General features: G+C 38.3%; 17 protein-coding genes. 3 read left to right on the top strand and 14 right to left on the bottom strand.

Features of this window, described 5'->3' with window-relative positions; genetic code table 11:
• Positions 1-8: 8 nt before the first annotated feature.
• Positions 9-767, bottom strand: coding sequence for a lysophospholipid acyltransferase family protein (locus tag LB465_RS08945; protein ID WP_224469463.1), 759 nt, complete (start codon positions 765-767; stop codon positions 9-11).
• Between the two features lie 74 nt (positions 768-841).
• Here LB465_RS08945 and trpS point away from each other — a divergent pair, with 74 nt between their 5' ends.
• Entirely contained in the window at positions 842-1,810 is a 969-nt protein-coding gene (gene trpS / locus LB465_RS08940) for a tryptophan--tRNA ligase (RefSeq protein WP_224469460.1), read from the top strand.
• On the opposite strand, the gene dprA is transcribed toward trpS, so the two are convergent.
• The gene (dprA, locus tag LB465_RS08935) at positions 1,807-2,907 is read right to left on the bottom strand and encodes a DNA-processing protein DprA (protein WP_224469458.1); all 1,101 of its coding nucleotides are present in this window, start codon (positions 2,905-2,907) and stop codon (positions 1,807-1,809) included. The genes trpS and dprA overlap by 4 nt on opposite strands.
• 98 nt (positions 2,908-3,005) lie before the next feature.
• Here dprA and LB465_RS08930 point away from each other — a divergent pair, with 98 nt between their 5' ends.
• The gene (locus LB465_RS08930) at positions 3,006-3,935 is read left to right on the top strand and encodes an HU domain-containing protein (RefSeq protein WP_224469456.1); all 930 of its coding nucleotides are present in this window, start codon (positions 3,006-3,008) and stop codon (positions 3,933-3,935) included.
• Positions 3,936-3,992: 57 nt separating this feature from the next.
• Entirely contained in the window at positions 3,993-4,505 is a 513-nt protein-coding gene (locus LB465_RS08925) for an acyl-CoA thioesterase (protein WP_224469453.1), read from the top strand.
• A 142-nt stretch (positions 4,506-4,647) separates the two neighbouring features.
• On the opposite strand, the gene LB465_RS08920 is transcribed toward LB465_RS08925, so the two are convergent.
• The 12 genes from LB465_RS08920 to atpE all read right to left on the bottom strand — a co-directional run bounded on the left by LB465_RS08920 (position 4,648) and on the right by atpE (position 15,822).
• Entirely contained in the window at positions 4,648-5,871 is a 1,224-nt protein-coding gene (locus tag LB465_RS08920) for a murein hydrolase activator EnvC family protein (RefSeq protein WP_224469451.1), read from the bottom strand.
• Entirely contained in the window at positions 5,871-6,641 is a 771-nt protein-coding gene (locus tag LB465_RS08915) for a DUF4292 domain-containing protein (protein WP_224469449.1), read from the bottom strand. Before LB465_RS08915 ends, LB465_RS08920 begins: the two co-directional genes overlap by 1 nt.
• Complete coding sequence (locus tag LB465_RS08910; protein ID WP_224469447.1) at positions 6,642-8,018, bottom strand: tetratricopeptide repeat protein; 1,377 nt, start codon at positions 8,016-8,018, stop codon at positions 6,642-6,644.
• Positions 8,019-8,188: 170 nt separating this feature from the next.
• Positions 8,189-9,205 carry a sugar phosphate nucleotidyltransferase gene (locus LB465_RS08905; RefSeq protein WP_224469445.1) on the bottom strand — a complete coding sequence of 339 codons (1,017 nt, stop codon included), beginning with the start codon at positions 9,203-9,205 and terminating at the stop codon, positions 8,189-8,191.
• Between the two features lie 89 nt (positions 9,206-9,294).
• Complete coding sequence (dut, locus tag LB465_RS08900; protein ID WP_224469443.1) at positions 9,295-9,729, bottom strand: dUTP diphosphatase; 435 nt, start codon at positions 9,727-9,729, stop codon at positions 9,295-9,297.
• A 2-nt stretch (positions 9,730-9,731) separates the two neighbouring features.
• Positions 9,732-11,183, bottom strand: a complete 1,452-nt coding sequence (locus LB465_RS08895; RefSeq protein ID WP_224469441.1) for an oligosaccharide flippase family protein — start codon at positions 11,181-11,183, stop codon at positions 9,732-9,734.
• Between the two features lie 25 nt (positions 11,184-11,208).
• On the bottom strand, positions 11,209-11,649 hold the full coding sequence (locus LB465_RS08890) for a hypothetical protein (protein ID WP_224469439.1): 441 nt from the start codon (positions 11,647-11,649) through the stop codon (positions 11,209-11,211).
• Positions 11,650-11,764: 115 nt separating this feature from the next.
• Positions 11,765-12,625 carry an ATP synthase F1 subunit gamma gene (atpG, locus tag LB465_RS08885; RefSeq protein WP_224469437.1) on the bottom strand — a complete coding sequence of 287 codons (861 nt, stop codon included), beginning with the start codon at positions 12,623-12,625 and terminating at the stop codon, positions 11,765-11,767.
• A 111-nt stretch (positions 12,626-12,736) separates the two neighbouring features.
• Entirely contained in the window at positions 12,737-14,317 is a 1,581-nt protein-coding gene (gene atpA, locus LB465_RS08880; protein WP_224469435.1) for a F0F1 ATP synthase subunit alpha, read from the bottom strand.
• A gap of 130 nt (positions 14,318-14,447) precedes the next feature.
• The gene (atpH, locus tag LB465_RS08875; RefSeq protein ID WP_224469432.1) at positions 14,448-15,002 is read right to left on the bottom strand and encodes an ATP synthase F1 subunit delta; all 555 of its coding nucleotides are present in this window, start codon (positions 15,000-15,002) and stop codon (positions 14,448-14,450) included.
• 6 nt (positions 15,003-15,008) lie between these two features.
• Entirely contained in the window at positions 15,009-15,503 is a 495-nt protein-coding gene (locus LB465_RS08870; RefSeq protein WP_224469430.1) for a F0F1 ATP synthase subunit B, read from the bottom strand.
• An 88-nt stretch (positions 15,504-15,591) separates the two neighbouring features.
• Positions 15,592-15,822, bottom strand: coding sequence for an ATP synthase F0 subunit C (gene atpE / locus LB465_RS08865; protein WP_224469428.1), 231 nt, complete (start codon positions 15,820-15,822; stop codon positions 15,592-15,594).
• Between the last annotated feature and the right edge of the window lies 1 nt (position 15,823).

Raw genomic sequence — 15,823 nt, 5'->3', positions numbered from 1 at the left:
CAGAATATTTATTTTGAAGGATTTTTTTTCTCCAAATCTTTAGTGAGCTCCTCAAAAATTACCTGCCGCGTTTGGTTTCTCAACTCCCTCCTGTCACCCGGCTGCATTTCTTTGGTGCTAATGAATTCTTGGATTTTCACCCTGAGTTTTCCCGGCCCACCGGAAATGAACTTATAGGAAAATCGCTTTTTATTATCGTAAAAAGTTATCGGAACAATAGGGATATGGTGCGCAATTGCCAATCTAAATGCACCATCTTTAAAAGTATCTAAAACAAGCGATCTATCTTCAGGAACTCCGCCTTCAGGGAAAATGCAAATACTCATTCCCATATCTAATCTTCTTCGGGCCTCGGTCACTACATGCTGTTTGCTTTTAGCGCAATTTCTATCTACGGTTATGTTTGTTTTCCGGTAGAAAAAACCAAAAACCGGAATTTTAGCAAGTTCCCTCTTTCCAACAAAAATAAATGGTTGCTTAATTATTACCAGCATCATCATAATGTCTATCATAGAAGTGTGGTTGGCCACCAACATATAATTCTTCTTCGGGTCAAGTTGCTGCATCCTTTTAATTTCAGGATAAAAACCCATTCCGTATAAGATACATTTAGCCCAAATACGGGCGCAAACATAATATTTAGGATAAAGTCTTTCAGAAGAAGAGAAAACAACAAGCACGGGGAACATTACTAAAATTGGTAATACCAGAAGAATATAAAACCAGATTCTCCATAAAAAAGTAAGTATTGTGCGTAGAATGCTCATAGGAACCAAAAGTACTAAATTGAACCGAGGGAATTCGGTAAAAAAAGTACCTTTGCAGAAAACAGAAAAAGCAGATGTCCAGAATTCTTACAGGAGTACAAAGCACAGGAACTCCCCACCTGGGAAATTTATTGGGAGCAATTTTACCGGCTATAGAAATGGCCAATAAACCCGATAACGATTCTTTTATTTTTATTGCCGATATGCATTCGCTAACCCAAATAAAAGATGCCGAAACTTTAAGAAATAACACTTACTCTGTGGCCGCAACCTGGCTGGCTTGTGGAATTGATATTGAAAAGACGGTATTTTACCGCCAGAGCGATATTCCGCAAACGGCAGAGCTTTCCTGGTATTTAAGCTGCTTTTTTCCTTATCAACGCTTAACTCTGGCGCATTCTTTTAAAGATAAATCAGATAGGTTAGAAGATGTAAACGCCGGACTTTTCACTTACCCAATGCTAATGGCCGCAGATATTTTGTTGTATGATGCCGAAATTGTACCGGTAGGAAAAGACCAGCTTCAGCATTTGGAAATTACGCGAGATGTAGCTTCCCGTTTTCATTCAAAAATGGGCGAAACTTTTGTAATTCCTGAAGCAAAAGTTCAAGAAAACACGATGTACGTTCCGGGCACTGATGGTGCCAAAATGAGTAAATCTAAAAGTAACACGATAAATCTTTTTGTCACCGATAAAAAACTCAGGAAACAAATTATGGCTATCGCAACCGATAGTACGCCTTTGGAAGAACCTAAAAATCCTGATACCTGCAATGTTTTCAACTTGTACAAATTAGTAGCTTCTGAAGCACAAATTGCAGAAATGCGAAAGAATTATGAAGCTGGAGGCTTTGGTTACGGACACGCAAAACAAGCCTTATACGAAGTACTTTTAGAGCAGTTTGAAACGCCAAGAAAAAAGTATGAATATTATATGAATAACCTGGAAGAATTGGATAAAGCCCTGGAAGTTGGCGCCGAAAAAGCCAGGAATGTGGCCAATGAGGTTATTAATAGAGTTAGAACAAAAGTAGGTTACTAGATTAATTCAAATAATTTACCGGGTAATGGGCGCACCACGCCTTTTAATTCCATATTAATTAAAATACCCGCAGTTTTATAAGAGGGAAAGTCACAGTTTAGTGCAATGCTGTCTAACTGGGCTTTCCCTTCCTTTTGCAAAAATCCGAACACATTATTTTCCTCCTCATCAAGATCTATAAATAATTGTTTTTGTACCGGTTTCGCAGCTTCCTCCAGTTGCCAGTTAAGCATATAAACCAAATCTGCGGCGGAATTCAACAGATGCGCTTTTTGCGATTTTATTAAATTATTGCAGCCTTTGCTCAATTTATCTGAAGGTCTTCCCGGAACAGCAAAAACTTCCCGGTTATAGGAATTGGCAATATCGGCAGTGACCAGCGAACCGCCTTTTTCGGCACTTTCTATCACCACAGTTGCTTCGCTTAGACCGGCGATTATTCGGTTTCTTTTTAAAAAATTATTCCTGTCGAAATCATCGCTGCTCCAAAAATCGGTAAAGAAACCACCGTTTTCTTCAACTGAAGGCACATACTTATGATGCACTTTGGGATAAATCTGATCGAACCCGTGCGCCAAACAACCAATGGTTTGCAAATTATTGGCGATAGCCGCTCTTTGCGCTGTAATATCTACTCCGTATGCAAAACCCGAGACGATAACCGGATTTAACGGACTTAATTCTTCAATGAATTTTTCGCAAAATGCAACTCCACTTTGAGTGATTTTTCGGGTTCCCACCACACTAATAATTCTCTGTTTCTTTAGATTGATATTTCCGCGCTGGAACAACAATACCGGGCCGTCTATACAATGTTTTAATTTTTCAGGATAGCGCTCATCTTTAAAATAAAGCGTTTTAATATTGTTCTTTTCAATGAATTTCAGCTCTTGTTCGGCTGCTTTTAGGTGGGAAGCATCAAAGAAGTCTTTCAATCGGGCAATACCAATTCCATCAATTTTAAGCAAAGTTTGCTTCTTTTGCTGTAATACATTTTTTGCCGATCCAAAATGCCTGATTAATTTTTTCGAAAGGGTATCTCCCAGATTTTTAATGTGTTGTAACGCCAAGACATACTGTAACTCTTCAGTAGACATAATTCTATTTTCATTAAAATTACAGAAAAAAAGGTTTGTTAATAAAATTTCTTTGGGTAACTTTAGGAGGTTCAAAATAACACCTTATTTTTGCGGCAATGAAGATAGCTAACTACATCCAGGATTTACTTTATCGTTACGAATGCGTAATATTACCCGGTTTCGGGGCTTTCCTTTCCCAAAAAGAGCCGGCTTATATAGACAAAGAAAGTGAGGTTTTACATCCGCCCAAGAAGGTAGTTTCCTTTAATTCGCAATTAAAAAAGAACGATGGACTTTTAGCCAACTACATCGCTGCCACACAAAATGTATCTTATTCCACTGCGGTTAATAAGATTACTGAATTTGTGGGTAAACTGGAAGAGTCTTTTAAGGAAGACGGAAAGGTTGAACTGGAAAATATTGGCCGTTTTTATTATGCTGAAGAAAAACTTCAATTTGAACCTGTTGAAAAGGTAAATTACCTAACCGATTCTTTTGGCCTGGAAAACGTAAAAGCATCTGCGATTAGTCGGGAAGTTTATAAAAAGCAAGTTGAAGAACTTGAAGAAAAGGCTCCAATACATTTCACTCCGGAAAGAAGAAAATCACCTGCTTATCTTAAGCATGCTGCTATTGGTCTTATTGCCCTGGGAATTTCAGGCTTTGCGGGTTTAAATATATATAGCAGCCAGGTTTCTAAACACAATATTGCCGAGCAACAACAAGCGCAAGAACAACTTCAGGAGCAAATTCAGCAGGCTACTTTTATAATTGATAATCCTTTACCGGCCGTAACTTTTAACGTAGCTAAACAAACCGGAAATTACCATATTGTAGCCGGTGCATTTCGCGTAGAAGAAAATGCGAAAACAAAGGTCGCAGAACTTAGAAAAGAAGGTTTTAAAGCACATCTACTTGGCGAAAACAGATATGGTCTACATCAGGTTGTTTACGCCAGCCACGAAAAAAGACGTGATGCCATAAATATGCTACGCGAAGTAAAATCTTCTAACGAAGGTGCGTGGTTACTGGTACAGGAACTTTAATAGTTCTTTAAGCCGTAAATTGCGCAAAGCACCTTATTTTTGCCCAAAATTGGCAAAATGCAGGCAAAACACCCAAAAGAATCCAGAACTACTTTAACCGACTTGGTTTTACCCAGTGAAACCAACCCACTCAATAATCTTTTTGGAGGAGAACTCCTTGCGCGAATGGATCGCGCTGCCAGTATTGCCGCGAGGCGACACAGCCGCAGGATAGTTGTTACCGCTTCGGTAAATCACGTTGCCTTTAATAAAGCCGTTCCTTTAGGAAGTGTTGTTACCGTAGAAGCAGCAGTTTCCCGTGCTTTTAAATCTTCTATGGAAATCTTTATCGATGTTTGGGTAGAAGATCGCGAAAGCGGAAACCGAACTAAAGCCAATGAAGCTATTTATACTTTTGTAGCCGTAGATGAAACAGGTGCACCTGTTGCCGTACCACCTTTAGAACCCGAAACAGAGCTCGAAAAACAACGCTACGATGCCGCTTTAAGAAGAAAACAACTTAGCCTCGTACTCGCCGGTAAAATGAAACCCAACGAAGCCACAGAACTTAAAGCTTTGTTTAAAGACTAACCGTTTGGATTTTGTAAATGAAGCCTTACTCTAAATAAAATTATTAGTATACTATATTTGTTAAGGTAATCGGTTAAAAAACATGAGTAGTATGGACTTTAACCATTCTATCTAACCTAACCGAAGCTAAAAATCTTAAAAACTACATTTCCAGGATCCAATCTGCCGGATCCATCTTCTGCATATTTTTATAAATCAGGAAATGTAAGGTAGTTTTCCCTGAAGTCCGGCTAGTAGCAACTGCGCCAAGTTCCTGCCCTGTATTTACCACATCTCCTTTTTTTACAAAAACTTGTTCAAGGTTATCGTAAATAGTAATGTAATCTCCGTGCCTCACCATTACGGCTTTATTTGCCCCTTTTAGCACTTGCACTTCACTCACCATACCATTAAAAACAGCACGGGCTTTTCCACCTGGATCGGTATCGATGTTTACCCCGTTATTATTAATGGAAATAGTTTTTACCACCGGGTGCGGTTGCCTTCCAAAACGGGAAGTAACAACACCAGATCTCACCGGCCAGGGCAAACGGCCTTTGTTCTTAACAAAATCGGCTGCAAGCGCTTTTGCTGCAGGAGTTAACTCGTAAACATCCCTTTCAGCAGAACCGCTTTCTTCGTTGGATTTCGCAATAGACTCACGAATCATTTTCTCAATTTGCGCGTCTATTTTATTTATTTCCTGTTGTTTTTGTCTAATCTGTGCCGCGAATTCACCTTCTTTACTTCTAATATTCTGCATTAAATCCTGCTGTGCCTTTTTGTTTTTTTCCAATTGCGCACGGGTTTGCCTGTTTTCGGCAATAAGTGCATCCTTGGTTTCCCTTTGATCGGCTAGATTGGCGTTTAGCTGCTGCAATTCTTCTGTACGCGCTTGAATTTCGTCTCCCTGTTGTTTCCTGTAGTTTGTATATTGCTTCATATACTGCAGGCGCTTATAAGCTTGCAAAAAGTTTTTTGAAGAAAGTAAAAACATTATCCTGCTTTGGGTAGATTTACTTTTGTAAGATTTCTCGATCATCCGGGCATAATCTTCCTTAAGCTGTTCCAATTCTTGCCTAAGTCGGGAAATTTTATTGGTATTGGCACTAATTTGATTGGTTAAAAGATTCGCCTGCTGGTTGGTTACTTTTATTAAGTTTTCTGTACTTCTTATTTGTTGATCCAGGTCTTCTACCTGACTTAAAACCGAACGTTCCTTTTGCTTATTACTGCTTCTTAGTTCGTTAATTCTACGAATTTCATTTCGAAGTTCTATCCGTTTTTTCTCAAGGGTTTCACGAGTTGTTTGAGCTGACAAATTCCCTGCGGAAAGCAGTAAAAAACCAATGCAAAATAAAATTTCAGAAAATTGCTTAAGCTTCATTATAAACTAATTTCTTCATAACCTGACGGAATATCAAACGGGAAACTCAATTCTCCGCGGTCGAATTCCAGTGAACGGTAAGTAAGTTCTATTCTTGTACTTCTACCGGCTTCGTTGGCAATAATCCTTATTTCTTCTGGGAAAATTTTTCCTTCTACTTCCTGAAAATCTGAATAAGTTACCGTTACACTTTTATTCTCCTGGGTTTGCGCCAGTTGCTGGGCAGCGGTTTTAAAATTTTTGGGATTCAACAGGAACATTTTCTTTATTAATCCTTCTTCAGCAGGCATAAATTGAAAGCCTTTGGCTGTTTGAGAGAATTCAAATTCTTCTTCCCTAAGATCGTAAATTGCCTGCCCTATTAGCAAATTTTGAAGTTTTTGAAAATCTAAAGGTGTTCCCAACAAATCACTTAACAATCTAAAATCCCCATCAAAATAAGTTTGACTCACTTTTTCGTAGTAGCTCACTCGAGAAGGGGTAATATAGGCTTTTGCCACCGGGAATCCCAGCACTGAAGCACTCATCCAAATCGCCTTATCTTTTTCCATTCTAAAACTAAGATTTACCGATTGGGTGCGTTCTTCGCTTTGATAAACCGTTCTTAATTTTCCGCTAAGAGTTTTAAAATCGGTTTCAGAATTATAATGACTTTCTATAATATTAGCGGCTTCGGCATTTTTAGTAGCAATCCCTTTTACTCCCCTTCGGCTTCCGCAGGAAACAACAAAAAGGCTTAACAATACCAATCCTAAAATCTTTCTATACATCTATTCAATTTCTTTAATTAATGCTTCGGCCTTCTTCAAAAATTCAACCGATTTTTCTTCTTCTCCCAGTGCTTCATGTGATCTGCTTAATTGGGTATAGAAGTCTACCTGCATTTTGGGACTATCTATTAAATAATCCAGGCCAAATGTAAGTATTTCTATGGCTTCCCGATATTCTTCCAGTTGATTTAAAGCAATTCCCTGTAATAAAAACAAAACAGGCTGTGCGGGAAATACCTCTAGCATTTCCTTACTCAAATCCCGGGCCTCTTTATACTTTTCTAACTCTATTTGCAATAAAATAGTATTTTTAACGAACTGAAAATCTTCGGTACTTTCTGCCAGCCCGGCTTCAAAAAAATTAAGCGCCTCTTCAATTTCACCTCTATTTAAATAATATTGCCCCAATTGGCCATAGAGTTTTGGAGCATTCTCACGTTCACTAAGCATTTTGCTTACCTCCATTAATTCCTCTTCAAATTCTGGATTATTATCTACAAAAAGCAGAAAATCATTTAGTACTTTAAATTTAGATTCGGGATCTATTTCTTCACTTTCAAAAACAATTTTCATTGAATTTACAGCGTCTTCTGGTTCTTCCCTTTCCAGGTGAAATTTATAAAGTGCCAAATGTACAAGGCTTGATCCAGGATTTGCAGCTAATAATTCCTGTGCAGTATTGTAAGCTTCTTCATTTTCCCCTAAATCGCTGTAGATATAAATGAGGTTGAGATAATTCTGTTCGTTTTCAGGATTATTTCTAATACTTTCTTCCAGATTTTCTATTTGTGCCGCGGTATCACCGGTGCGGGCAAAAATTTGTCTTCGTAATTTATTCCGGTAAGTGCTGGGGCCTTCCTGTTGGTCTAGTTCATCTATAGTTTGCAATGCCTCGTCATACTGCTGATTCAGTAAATAAATATTGGCAAGCTTTTCTTTATAATCATCGTCAAACTTTTGAAGTTTTACCAGGGTTTCTATAGCAGCATTATATTGCTGCGCCCGGGTGTAGCTTTTATAAAGTTCATTTAAAACATCTTCTCTTTCTGGGGCTAACTGATGGGCTTTTTCAAGGTTTGCAATCGCCTTATCATAATTCTCTAATTCATTATAATTTCTGGCCATTTCAAAATACACCACCGGATTACCAGGTTCTAACTTTTGGCATTCTTCTAATGCAAGTATAGCTTTTTCGTAATTCTCAATGCCTTTCTGTTTTAAGGCTTCAAAGAATTGCTCCTGAAATTCGTCGGTTACGTTGCCAAGATCGTCCTGATTTACATCTTCTAGCACAACTTCCTCTTCCTGGGCAAAACTCCCCTGAAAAGTCAATAAAGCTCCTGAAAGCACAGCAATAATGAAGAAGTTCTTTTTCATAAATAAATTATCAGGACAAAAATGAAATAAAGAGGCTGTCTGAAAAGTCTCGTTTTGTCAAGCTGAATTTATTTCAGCCTCTAACATCTTTTTAACTATCAATATTTTAGATCCTGAAATGAATTCAGGATGACGATTTTAAAACTTTTCATACAACCTCTCAAGCAAGCTTATTCTAAAATTGAATAGTCACCAATACTGATCTGGGTAAATTTGCCGTTGAATTTCGCGAAATTCCCGATCATCGCGTTATCAAGTTTTGCATTTTTTACTTCAGCAAAAGTTTGGATTAAGCTGTTTTTTATTTCAGCATCGGTGATTTTTGTTCCGTCCCCAACAGAAACATTAGGCCCAATTTTGGCATTCACCAATTCTACGTTTTCGCCAATATAACAAGGCTCGGTTATTTCAGAATTAGTGATTTTTACAGAATCTGAAATCAATTTTTCGCCATCCTGGTGGAGGAAATTCAGCATTCTGCCATTGGTTTCTACGGTTACGTTTTTGTTCCCGCAATCCATCCATTCGTCTACCGTTCCGGTTTTGAAAACTCTGTCCTCAGCCATCATTTTCTTGATACCATCGTTGATCTGGTATTCGCCGCCGTGCATTAGGTTTTCATTAAGCACTTCTTCCAATTTCTCTTTTAGAACCGCAATATCTTTAAAATAGTAAATACCAATAACGGCCTGGTCGCTTACAAATTCTGTAGGTTTTTCAACCAATTCTATAATCTCGTCTTTTTCGTTAAGATTCACTACGCCAAAAGCTTCGGGATTATCTACTTTCTTAGTCCAGATCACGCCATCGGCATCTTTGTCCAGTTTAAAATCAGCTTTTATCAATGTATCCGCATAAGCAACCACAGCAGGACCTGAAAGCGATTCTTTGGCGCTCATAATAGCGTGACCGGTTCCCAAAGGTTGATCTTGCCTGTAGATTGAAGCTTTCGCATTTAAGCCCTTTGCCAAATCTTTTAAACTTGCTACTACGTCTTCTCCAAAAAACGCAGGATCGCCAAGAATAAAAGCGATTTCATCTATAGGTTGGTTAAGAACTTTTGCAATATCTTCTACCAAACGATGCACGATAGGTTTTCCCGCTACGGGAATTAAAGGTTTTGGTATGGTTAAGGTATGAGGACGAAGTCGTGAACCACGACCCGCCATAGGTACTATAATTTTCATTTATTTAGTTTTTGTGATCTTCAATTCTTGAAAATCCCTATTCATATTAATTTTCCGCACAACCGGTATTAACCGGCTAAATTATATTCTTATTTATTTCCCGTACTTCCAAAGCCACCAGCACCACGGATGGTTTCCCCTAGCACTTCAACTTCTTCCCACGAAATATGTTCGTGTTTGGAAATGACCATTTGAGCGACGCGCTCGCCGTTTTCTATGGTGAATTCATCGTTGGACAAATTCACTAAAATTACCCCAATTTCCCCTCGATAATCGGCATCGATGGTGCCGGGTGAATTAAGTACAGTAATTCCTTTTTTAGCTGCAAGACCACTTCTTGGTCTTACCTGGGCTTCATAACCTACCGGAAGTTCGATAAAAAGCCCGGTTTTCACAATGGTACGCTCCAAAGGTTTTAACGTAATCGCTTCGGAAATATTGGCACGAAGGTCCATTCCTGCTGAAGCTTCAGTTTCGTAATGCGGCAGTTTATGTGCCGATTTATTGATGATCTTTACTTGCATAGTTAAGATTGTAAAATTTTGACAAGTTCTTTTCTTTCAGAAACATATACCGTTCCAAGAAATATGATTAATAAGCTAATTCCCACGAAATAATTTCCGCGGAAAACATAAAATGAAAATACCGAAAATAAGACGGAAAGCATTAAATAGCCGCCTATTTTTTTAACGTTATAAGGAATGGGATAATATTTTCTTCCATAGAAATAAGAAAGCAGCATCATTACCCCGTAAGCCACCAAAGTTGCGATCGCAGAACCGGTATAACTAATAATCGGAATTAGCAAAATATTGAGCGCAAGGGTAAATAAAGCACCAACTACTGAAATGTAGCCCCCAAACCGGGTACGATCTGTAATTTTGTACCAAACCGAAAGGTTGTGGTATATCCCCAGGAAAAGGTTTGCTAATAAAATAAGAGGTACAATATGCATTGCCTCCCAATAGGAGCTATCCTGAATTAAAAGTTCTTTTAAAAAATCTATAAAGACGATTACGGCAATAAGAATAAAACTACCAAAAACCACGAAATACTTGGTGATTATCGCATAGGTTTCTTGGGCGTTTTTAGCTTCAGCATGGCTAAAGAAAAAGGGCTCTATACCCAATCTAAAAGCCGTTGCAAAAAGCGTCATAAACAAAGCCAATTTATAACAGGCCGCGTAAGCACCAATTTCCTCTCGAGCTATATCCTGTGGAAGCAGATAATCAAGCATTATCCTGTCAAAAACTTCATTTATTGAAAAAGCAAGTCCGGCGATTAAGACCGGAAACGCATAAGACATCATGGATTTCCAAAGCTTGATATTAAAGCTGAAATCTATTTTAAAATAGAAAGGCAGCATAATTAAGAGCGTGACACCGCTGGCCACCAGGTTGGAAATAAAGATATAACTGATCTCAAAATCTTGTACATAAATACTGTGAAAAACTGAATTTTCTTCGGCCAGATCTCCTAAGAATAGTAAAAAGAAGATGTTTAATCCAAGATTTATGCAAACATTTATAATTTTAATTATAGCAAAACGCATAGGTTTTTCAGCTGCCCGTAACCAGGTGAACGGGATAATCACCAGCGCGTCCAGAAATAGAATCCAAATGACGAGTTGAATGTATTTAACCGGAATACTGGCCATTTCAGCAATAAAATCCTGCATTAAAAATGCCGCTGCGAAAAACACTAAAGAAGTAGCAACAATAGACCAGCCGGAAGTACTTAAAACCTCCTTACTATTTTTCATTTTATTGTAAAACCTGAAAAAGGCGGTTTCCATCCCGTAAGCCAGGATAACATTAAAAAATACAAAATAGGCGAAGATTATTGAAACTTCGCCATATTCTTCTTTCGGTAAAACGTGGGTATAAAGCGGTATTAATAAAACATTAAGCATACGCGGCAACACCGTAGCGAGGCCGTAGACAAATGTTTGCTGAAAGAGTTTCTTAAAGGTACTCAACAGGAGGGAAAATTAGATTTAAGGCTTAGTTTTGCTCTTTTATTCCTGTTAATTTATAATATTTGGTTTTATCGTTTTGCGCAAATATGAGAATAGCTTCATCGTCTTCAATTTCAAAAGGCATTTTCTCAGGTTTCTGTGGAACCCTGTTTTTGTTTTCTTCCGCAGGATCAGAACTCATTATATCCATCCCATTTGTGCTAAAATTTGCCGTAAAAAGATTGGTTTGTTCGCTATCCTGAACCAGGGGAGATTTCATTCCTCTAAAATAAACACTTTCCAAATTCACACGATTATCCTGAATAGCCGCAACAGGAATATTAAGATCTAAACCATTTTCATCCTGTGTATAATATATATCCTGAAACTGGGCGGGAGCTCGCTCCTGAAGTTCTTTATTGCTACCACAACCGGTAACAAGACTTAAAGCGAATATACTGCTGAATAAAAAAAGTAGTTTCCTCATAATAGAAAGTTTGATGTTTAAAAATACAAAAACAAAACGCATACCAAATAAAAAACCCGTAGTTAACTTACGGGTTTTTAGAACGGAATTACTTCCGGAATATTATTAAATACTTTTATCCATTTAATGCTTCGGCACCACCAACAATCTCGAGGATCTCGTTGGTAATAGAAGCCTGTCTTGCTTTGTTGTAAGACAGTTTAAGATCGTCTCTAAGCTCTTTAGCGTTATCTGTTGCTTTGTGCATCGCCGTCATACGTGCGCCGTGCTCTGAAGCAAATGAGTCCCGAAGGGCTTTAAACAATTGCATTTTTAAAGACTTAGGAATAAGTTCCTTTACAATTTCGATCTTTGATGGTTCGAAAATGTAATCCAGTTGTTTTTCTTCATCGGTATCAAATTGCTCAATAGGCAAGAATTGTTCGTGTTGCACAACTTGAGTAGCAGCATTCTTAAACTGATTATACACCAATACGATCTTGTCGTATTTCTCATCTAAGAACAACTGCATTAATTCCTCAGCGATCTCTGAAACGTTTTCAAAAGAAAGGTCTTCAAAGATTTCATTATTGTTCTTATAAACTTCGTGGTCCTTCTTAAGCACATCGTTTGCTTTCTTACCAAGCGTATAAAGTGCTAAATTATTAGACTTATAATCATTTTTGGCTTTATATCTAACGCCTTTTACAATATTAGTATTAAAAGCACCTGCAAGCCCTTTATTAGATGAAATAGCAACAACCAAAACGTTTTTAACTTCGCGTTCCTGGGCGTATTTGCTGCTGGCATCATCATCAAGGGTCGCACTTAAATCCTGTAACAGCTGAGTTAATTTTTCAGAATAAGGCCTCATTTGCGTAATCGCATCCTGAGCCCTGCTCAACTTTGCCGCCGACACCATTTTCATGGCGCTGGTGATCTGCATCGTTGAAGATACCGAAGTAATCCTGCTACGTAATTCTTTTAAGTTTGCCATTTTATTTAGTATTGAGTATCGAGTATTTAGACAAAATACTCGATACCTACAATTATTTAAAGTTTAAATATGAACTTTAGTTTCTAACTATTAAAAGCTCAATACTCAATACTACTTCTTATATTTCTCTGAAATTTCTTTCGCCACCTGAGTAAGAGTGTCTGTAATCTCATCGGTTAATTTACCAGCTTTTAGAGTATCTAAAACATCCCTGTGTTTAGTATCAAGGAACTCCAAATAATCTCTTTCAAATTCTTTTACTTTCTCTACCGGTACATCTCTTAGCAAGTTTTTAGAACCTGCATAGATAATCGCAACCTGGTCTTCTACCGGGTACGGATCGTTTTCAGCCTGCTTAAGGATTTCTACGTTACGCTTACCTTTTTGAATAACTCTTAAAGTTGTAGGGTCAAGATCTGAACCGAACTTAGCAAATGCTTCTAGTTCACGATATTGTGCCTGGTCTAATTTTAAAGTACCGGCAACTTTCTTCATCGACTTAATTTGCGCCGATCCACCTACACGAGATACAGAAATACCAACATCAATCGCAGGACGAACCCCCGAGTTAAATAAATCTGAAGTTAAGAAGATCTGACCATCGGTAATCGAAATTACGTTGGTTGGGATATATGCTGAAACGTCACCTGCTTGAGTTTCAATAATTGGAAGTGCGGTTAAAGAACCTCCTCCTTTTATTTTTCCTTTAAGGGATTCAGGAAGATCGTTCATATTTTGTGCAATCTCGTCATCATTAATAACTTTCGCTGCACGCTCTAATAATCTTGAGTGTAAGAAGAAAACATCACCAGGATAAGCTTCACGTCCCGGTGGGCGACGTAAAAGCAAAGATACCTCACGGTATGCAACGGCTTGTTTAGAAAGATCATCGTAGATAATCAAAGCCGGGCGACCGGTATCTCTAAAGTACTCACCAATAGCTGCACCTGCAAAAGGAGCATAAACCTGCATTGGAGCAGGATCTGATGCGTTTGCGGCAACTATGGTAGTATAAGCTAAAGCACCTTTATCTTCAAGCACTTTTGCAATACCCGCAACGGTTGAGGCTTTTTGCCCAATCGCTACATATATACAATGTACAGGTTCTCCTGCATCATAAAATTCTTTTTGGTTAAGAATGGTGTCAATACAAACAGTAGTTTTACCGGTTTGACGGTCACCAATCACAAGCTCACGCTGTCCTCTACCTACAGGTACCATCGCATCAATAGATTTGATTCCTGTTTGCAATGGTTCAGTTACCGGCTGACGGTAAATTACACCAGGGGCTTTACGCTCTAATGGCATCTGAAAAGTTTCCCCTTCAATAGCTCCTTTCCCGTCTATTGGACTTCCAAGAGTATCAACCACTCGACCTACAATACCTTCACCAACATTGATGGAAGCAATTCTTTCGGTTCTTTTTACTACAGATCCTTCTCTAACACCTTTAGAGGGTCCCAGTAAAACAATACCTACATTGTCTTCCTCAAGGTTTAACACCATTCCTTCAAGGCCGCTGTCAAACTGAACCAATTCTCCGTATTGCGCGTTGGCTAAACCGTAAACGTTGGCGATACCATCACCAACAGTAAGCACAGTTCCCACCTCGTCTAAAGAGGCTCCGCTTTCAAAACCTGATAATTGTTTCTTTAATATTGCTGATACTTCAGCAGGATTTACTTCTGCCATAATTATTTAAGATAAAATGCCACTATAATCTCGTGACTGTTTTTATTAAAATTTTCAAAGCCCATTATGGGCATTTTATAAATAAGACCAAAAACACTTCAGTATAAAAACAGGTTTATGGCCGGTAATTTTATATAGACGAAATATATGAGTTGTTTGTTAACTCCCTTTTTAATCTACTGAGGTTTCTGGATACACTGGCGTCATACTGCAAATCGCCAACCCTTAAAATAAAACCTCCTATAATATCTTTATTGATAACATTTTTAATCTTAGCACCGGTTCCGGTTAATTCTTTAACCTTGGCTAAAATCTTTTCTTCCAATTCTGCTGTTAACGGAACAGCCGAAGTTACAATGGCTTCCTGAGACTTGTTTAACGTATTGTAACGAACTATATAATTTTTAGCTACAAGATCAAGAATATTAATCCTTCCGTTTTCAATAAGCACATCAAAACTGCCCTGGGTAATTTCGCCGGCATTTTTAAAAATTTCTTTTAAACTGGCTTTTTTAACCGATGAATTAACAACCGGACTTTTAAGCATATCGGCAAGATCTGCACTCTTGGCGATAGTTTGAGAAATTTGCTGCATATCTGTAAAAACAGTATCTGCGGAATTTTTCTCTTTTGCCAAGTCTAAGATCGCTTTGGCGTAACGTTGTGCTGCCCTGGTTCCTTTCATTATATCTTAGTTTAAGGTAGCATCATTCAACATCTTGTCTATCATTTGATGTTGTTTCTCCTCGGTAGATAATTCTTTTCCAATTACTTTTTCAGCAATTTCAATAGAAAGTGTAGCTACCTGATTTTTGATATCGGCCATCGCTGCACGTTTTTCCATCTCGATGCTTTCTTTAGCCTTCGCTACAATAGTATCTGCCTTTTTCTGAGCCTCACCTTCAGCTTCAGCAATCATCTTCTCCTTCAACTGCCGAGCTTCCTTAAGAATTTCATCTCTTTCGGCACGGGCCTGTTGCAATAACTTTTCGTTATCTGCCTTAAGATTCTGCATTTCTTTGCGGGCATCTTCAGCAGAAGCAAGGGCCTCATTAATAGATTCTTCACGGGTTCTTACCGCACCAAGAATTGGTTTCCAGGCGAATTTGGCAAGAATAAGCATCAGTATTAAAAATACGATGGTTTGCCAGAACAACAGTCCAATTTCAGGAGTAATTAAATCCATAATTATTTATATAATATTTTACTTATTCAATCATTAAAATAAACCTGTTCGCAACCAACCGTTACGAACAGGCTTTTAAATTTTAGGACTAAGCCGGTACTGTAAGTACCCCTAATAATGCAGCAACAACTCCAAAAAGGGCAACACCCTCTACAAGTGCAGCAGCGATAATCATTGCAGTCTGGATTTTTCCAGAAGCCTCCGGCTGACGGGCAATAGCGTCCATTGCGGCACCGCCAATTTTACCAACGCCAATAGCGGCTCCAACAACTGCTAAACCAGCTCCTAAAGCTGCAAGTCCAATGTGTAAATACTCCATA

The sequence above is a fragment of the Salegentibacter lacus genome (assembly GCF_020164555.1).
GTDB lineage: Bacteria > Bacteroidota > Bacteroidia > Flavobacteriales > Flavobacteriaceae > Salegentibacter > Salegentibacter lacus.
This window is presented reverse-complemented; position numbering and strand designations above follow the sequence as displayed.

Bases quoted from the DNA above. Each gene is read 5' to 3' on its own strand.
- dprA (WP_224469458.1), bottom strand. From the start codon at position 2,907: ATGTCTACTGAAGAGTTACAGTATGTCTTGGCGTTACAACACATTAAA.
- LB465_RS08945 (WP_224469463.1), bottom strand. From the start codon at position 767: ATGAGCATTCTACGCACAATACTTACTTTTTTATGGAGAATCTGGTTT.
- LB465_RS08930 (WP_224469456.1), top strand. From the start codon at position 3,006: ATGAAGATAGCTAACTACATCCAGGATTTACTTTATCGTTACGAATGC.
- atpH (WP_224469432.1), bottom strand. From the start codon at position 15,002: ATGAAAGGAACCAGGGCAGCACAACGTTACGCCAAAGCGATCTTAGAC.
- LB465_RS08905 (WP_224469445.1), bottom strand. From the start codon at position 9,205: ATGAAAATTATAGTACCTATGGCGGGTCGTGGTTCACGACTTCGTCCT.
- LB465_RS08890 (WP_224469439.1), bottom strand. From the start codon at position 11,649: ATGAGGAAACTACTTTTTTTATTCAGCAGTATATTCGCTTTAAGTCTT.
- atpA (WP_224469435.1), bottom strand. From the start codon at position 14,317: ATGGCAGAAGTAAATCCTGCTGAAGTATCAGCAATATTAAAGAAACAA.
- LB465_RS08910 (WP_224469447.1), bottom strand. From the start codon at position 8,018: ATGAAAAAGAACTTCTTCATTATTGCTGTGCTTTCAGGAGCTTTATTG.
- trpS (WP_224469460.1), top strand. From the start codon at position 842: ATGTCCAGAATTCTTACAGGAGTACAAAGCACAGGAACTCCCCACCTG.
- dut (WP_224469443.1), bottom strand. From the start codon at position 9,729: ATGCAAGTAAAGATCATCAATAAATCGGCACATAAACTGCCGCATTAC.
- LB465_RS08925 (WP_224469453.1), top strand. From the start codon at position 3,993: ATGCAGGCAAAACACCCAAAAGAATCCAGAACTACTTTAACCGACTTG.
- LB465_RS08920 (WP_224469451.1), bottom strand. From the start codon at position 5,871: ATGAAGCTTAAGCAATTTTCTGAAATTTTATTTTGCATTGGTTTTTTA.
- LB465_RS08870 (WP_224469430.1), bottom strand. From the start codon at position 15,503: ATGGATTTAATTACTCCTGAAATTGGACTGTTGTTCTGGCAAACCATC.
- atpE (WP_224469428.1), bottom strand. From the start codon at position 15,822: ATGGAGTATTTACACATTGGACTTGCAGCTTTAGGAGCTGGTTTAGCA.
- atpG (WP_224469437.1), bottom strand. From the start codon at position 12,625: ATGGCAAACTTAAAAGAATTACGTAGCAGGATTACTTCGGTATCTTCA.
- LB465_RS08915 (WP_224469449.1), bottom strand. From the start codon at position 6,641: ATGTATAGAAAGATTTTAGGATTGGTATTGTTAAGCCTTTTTGTTGTT.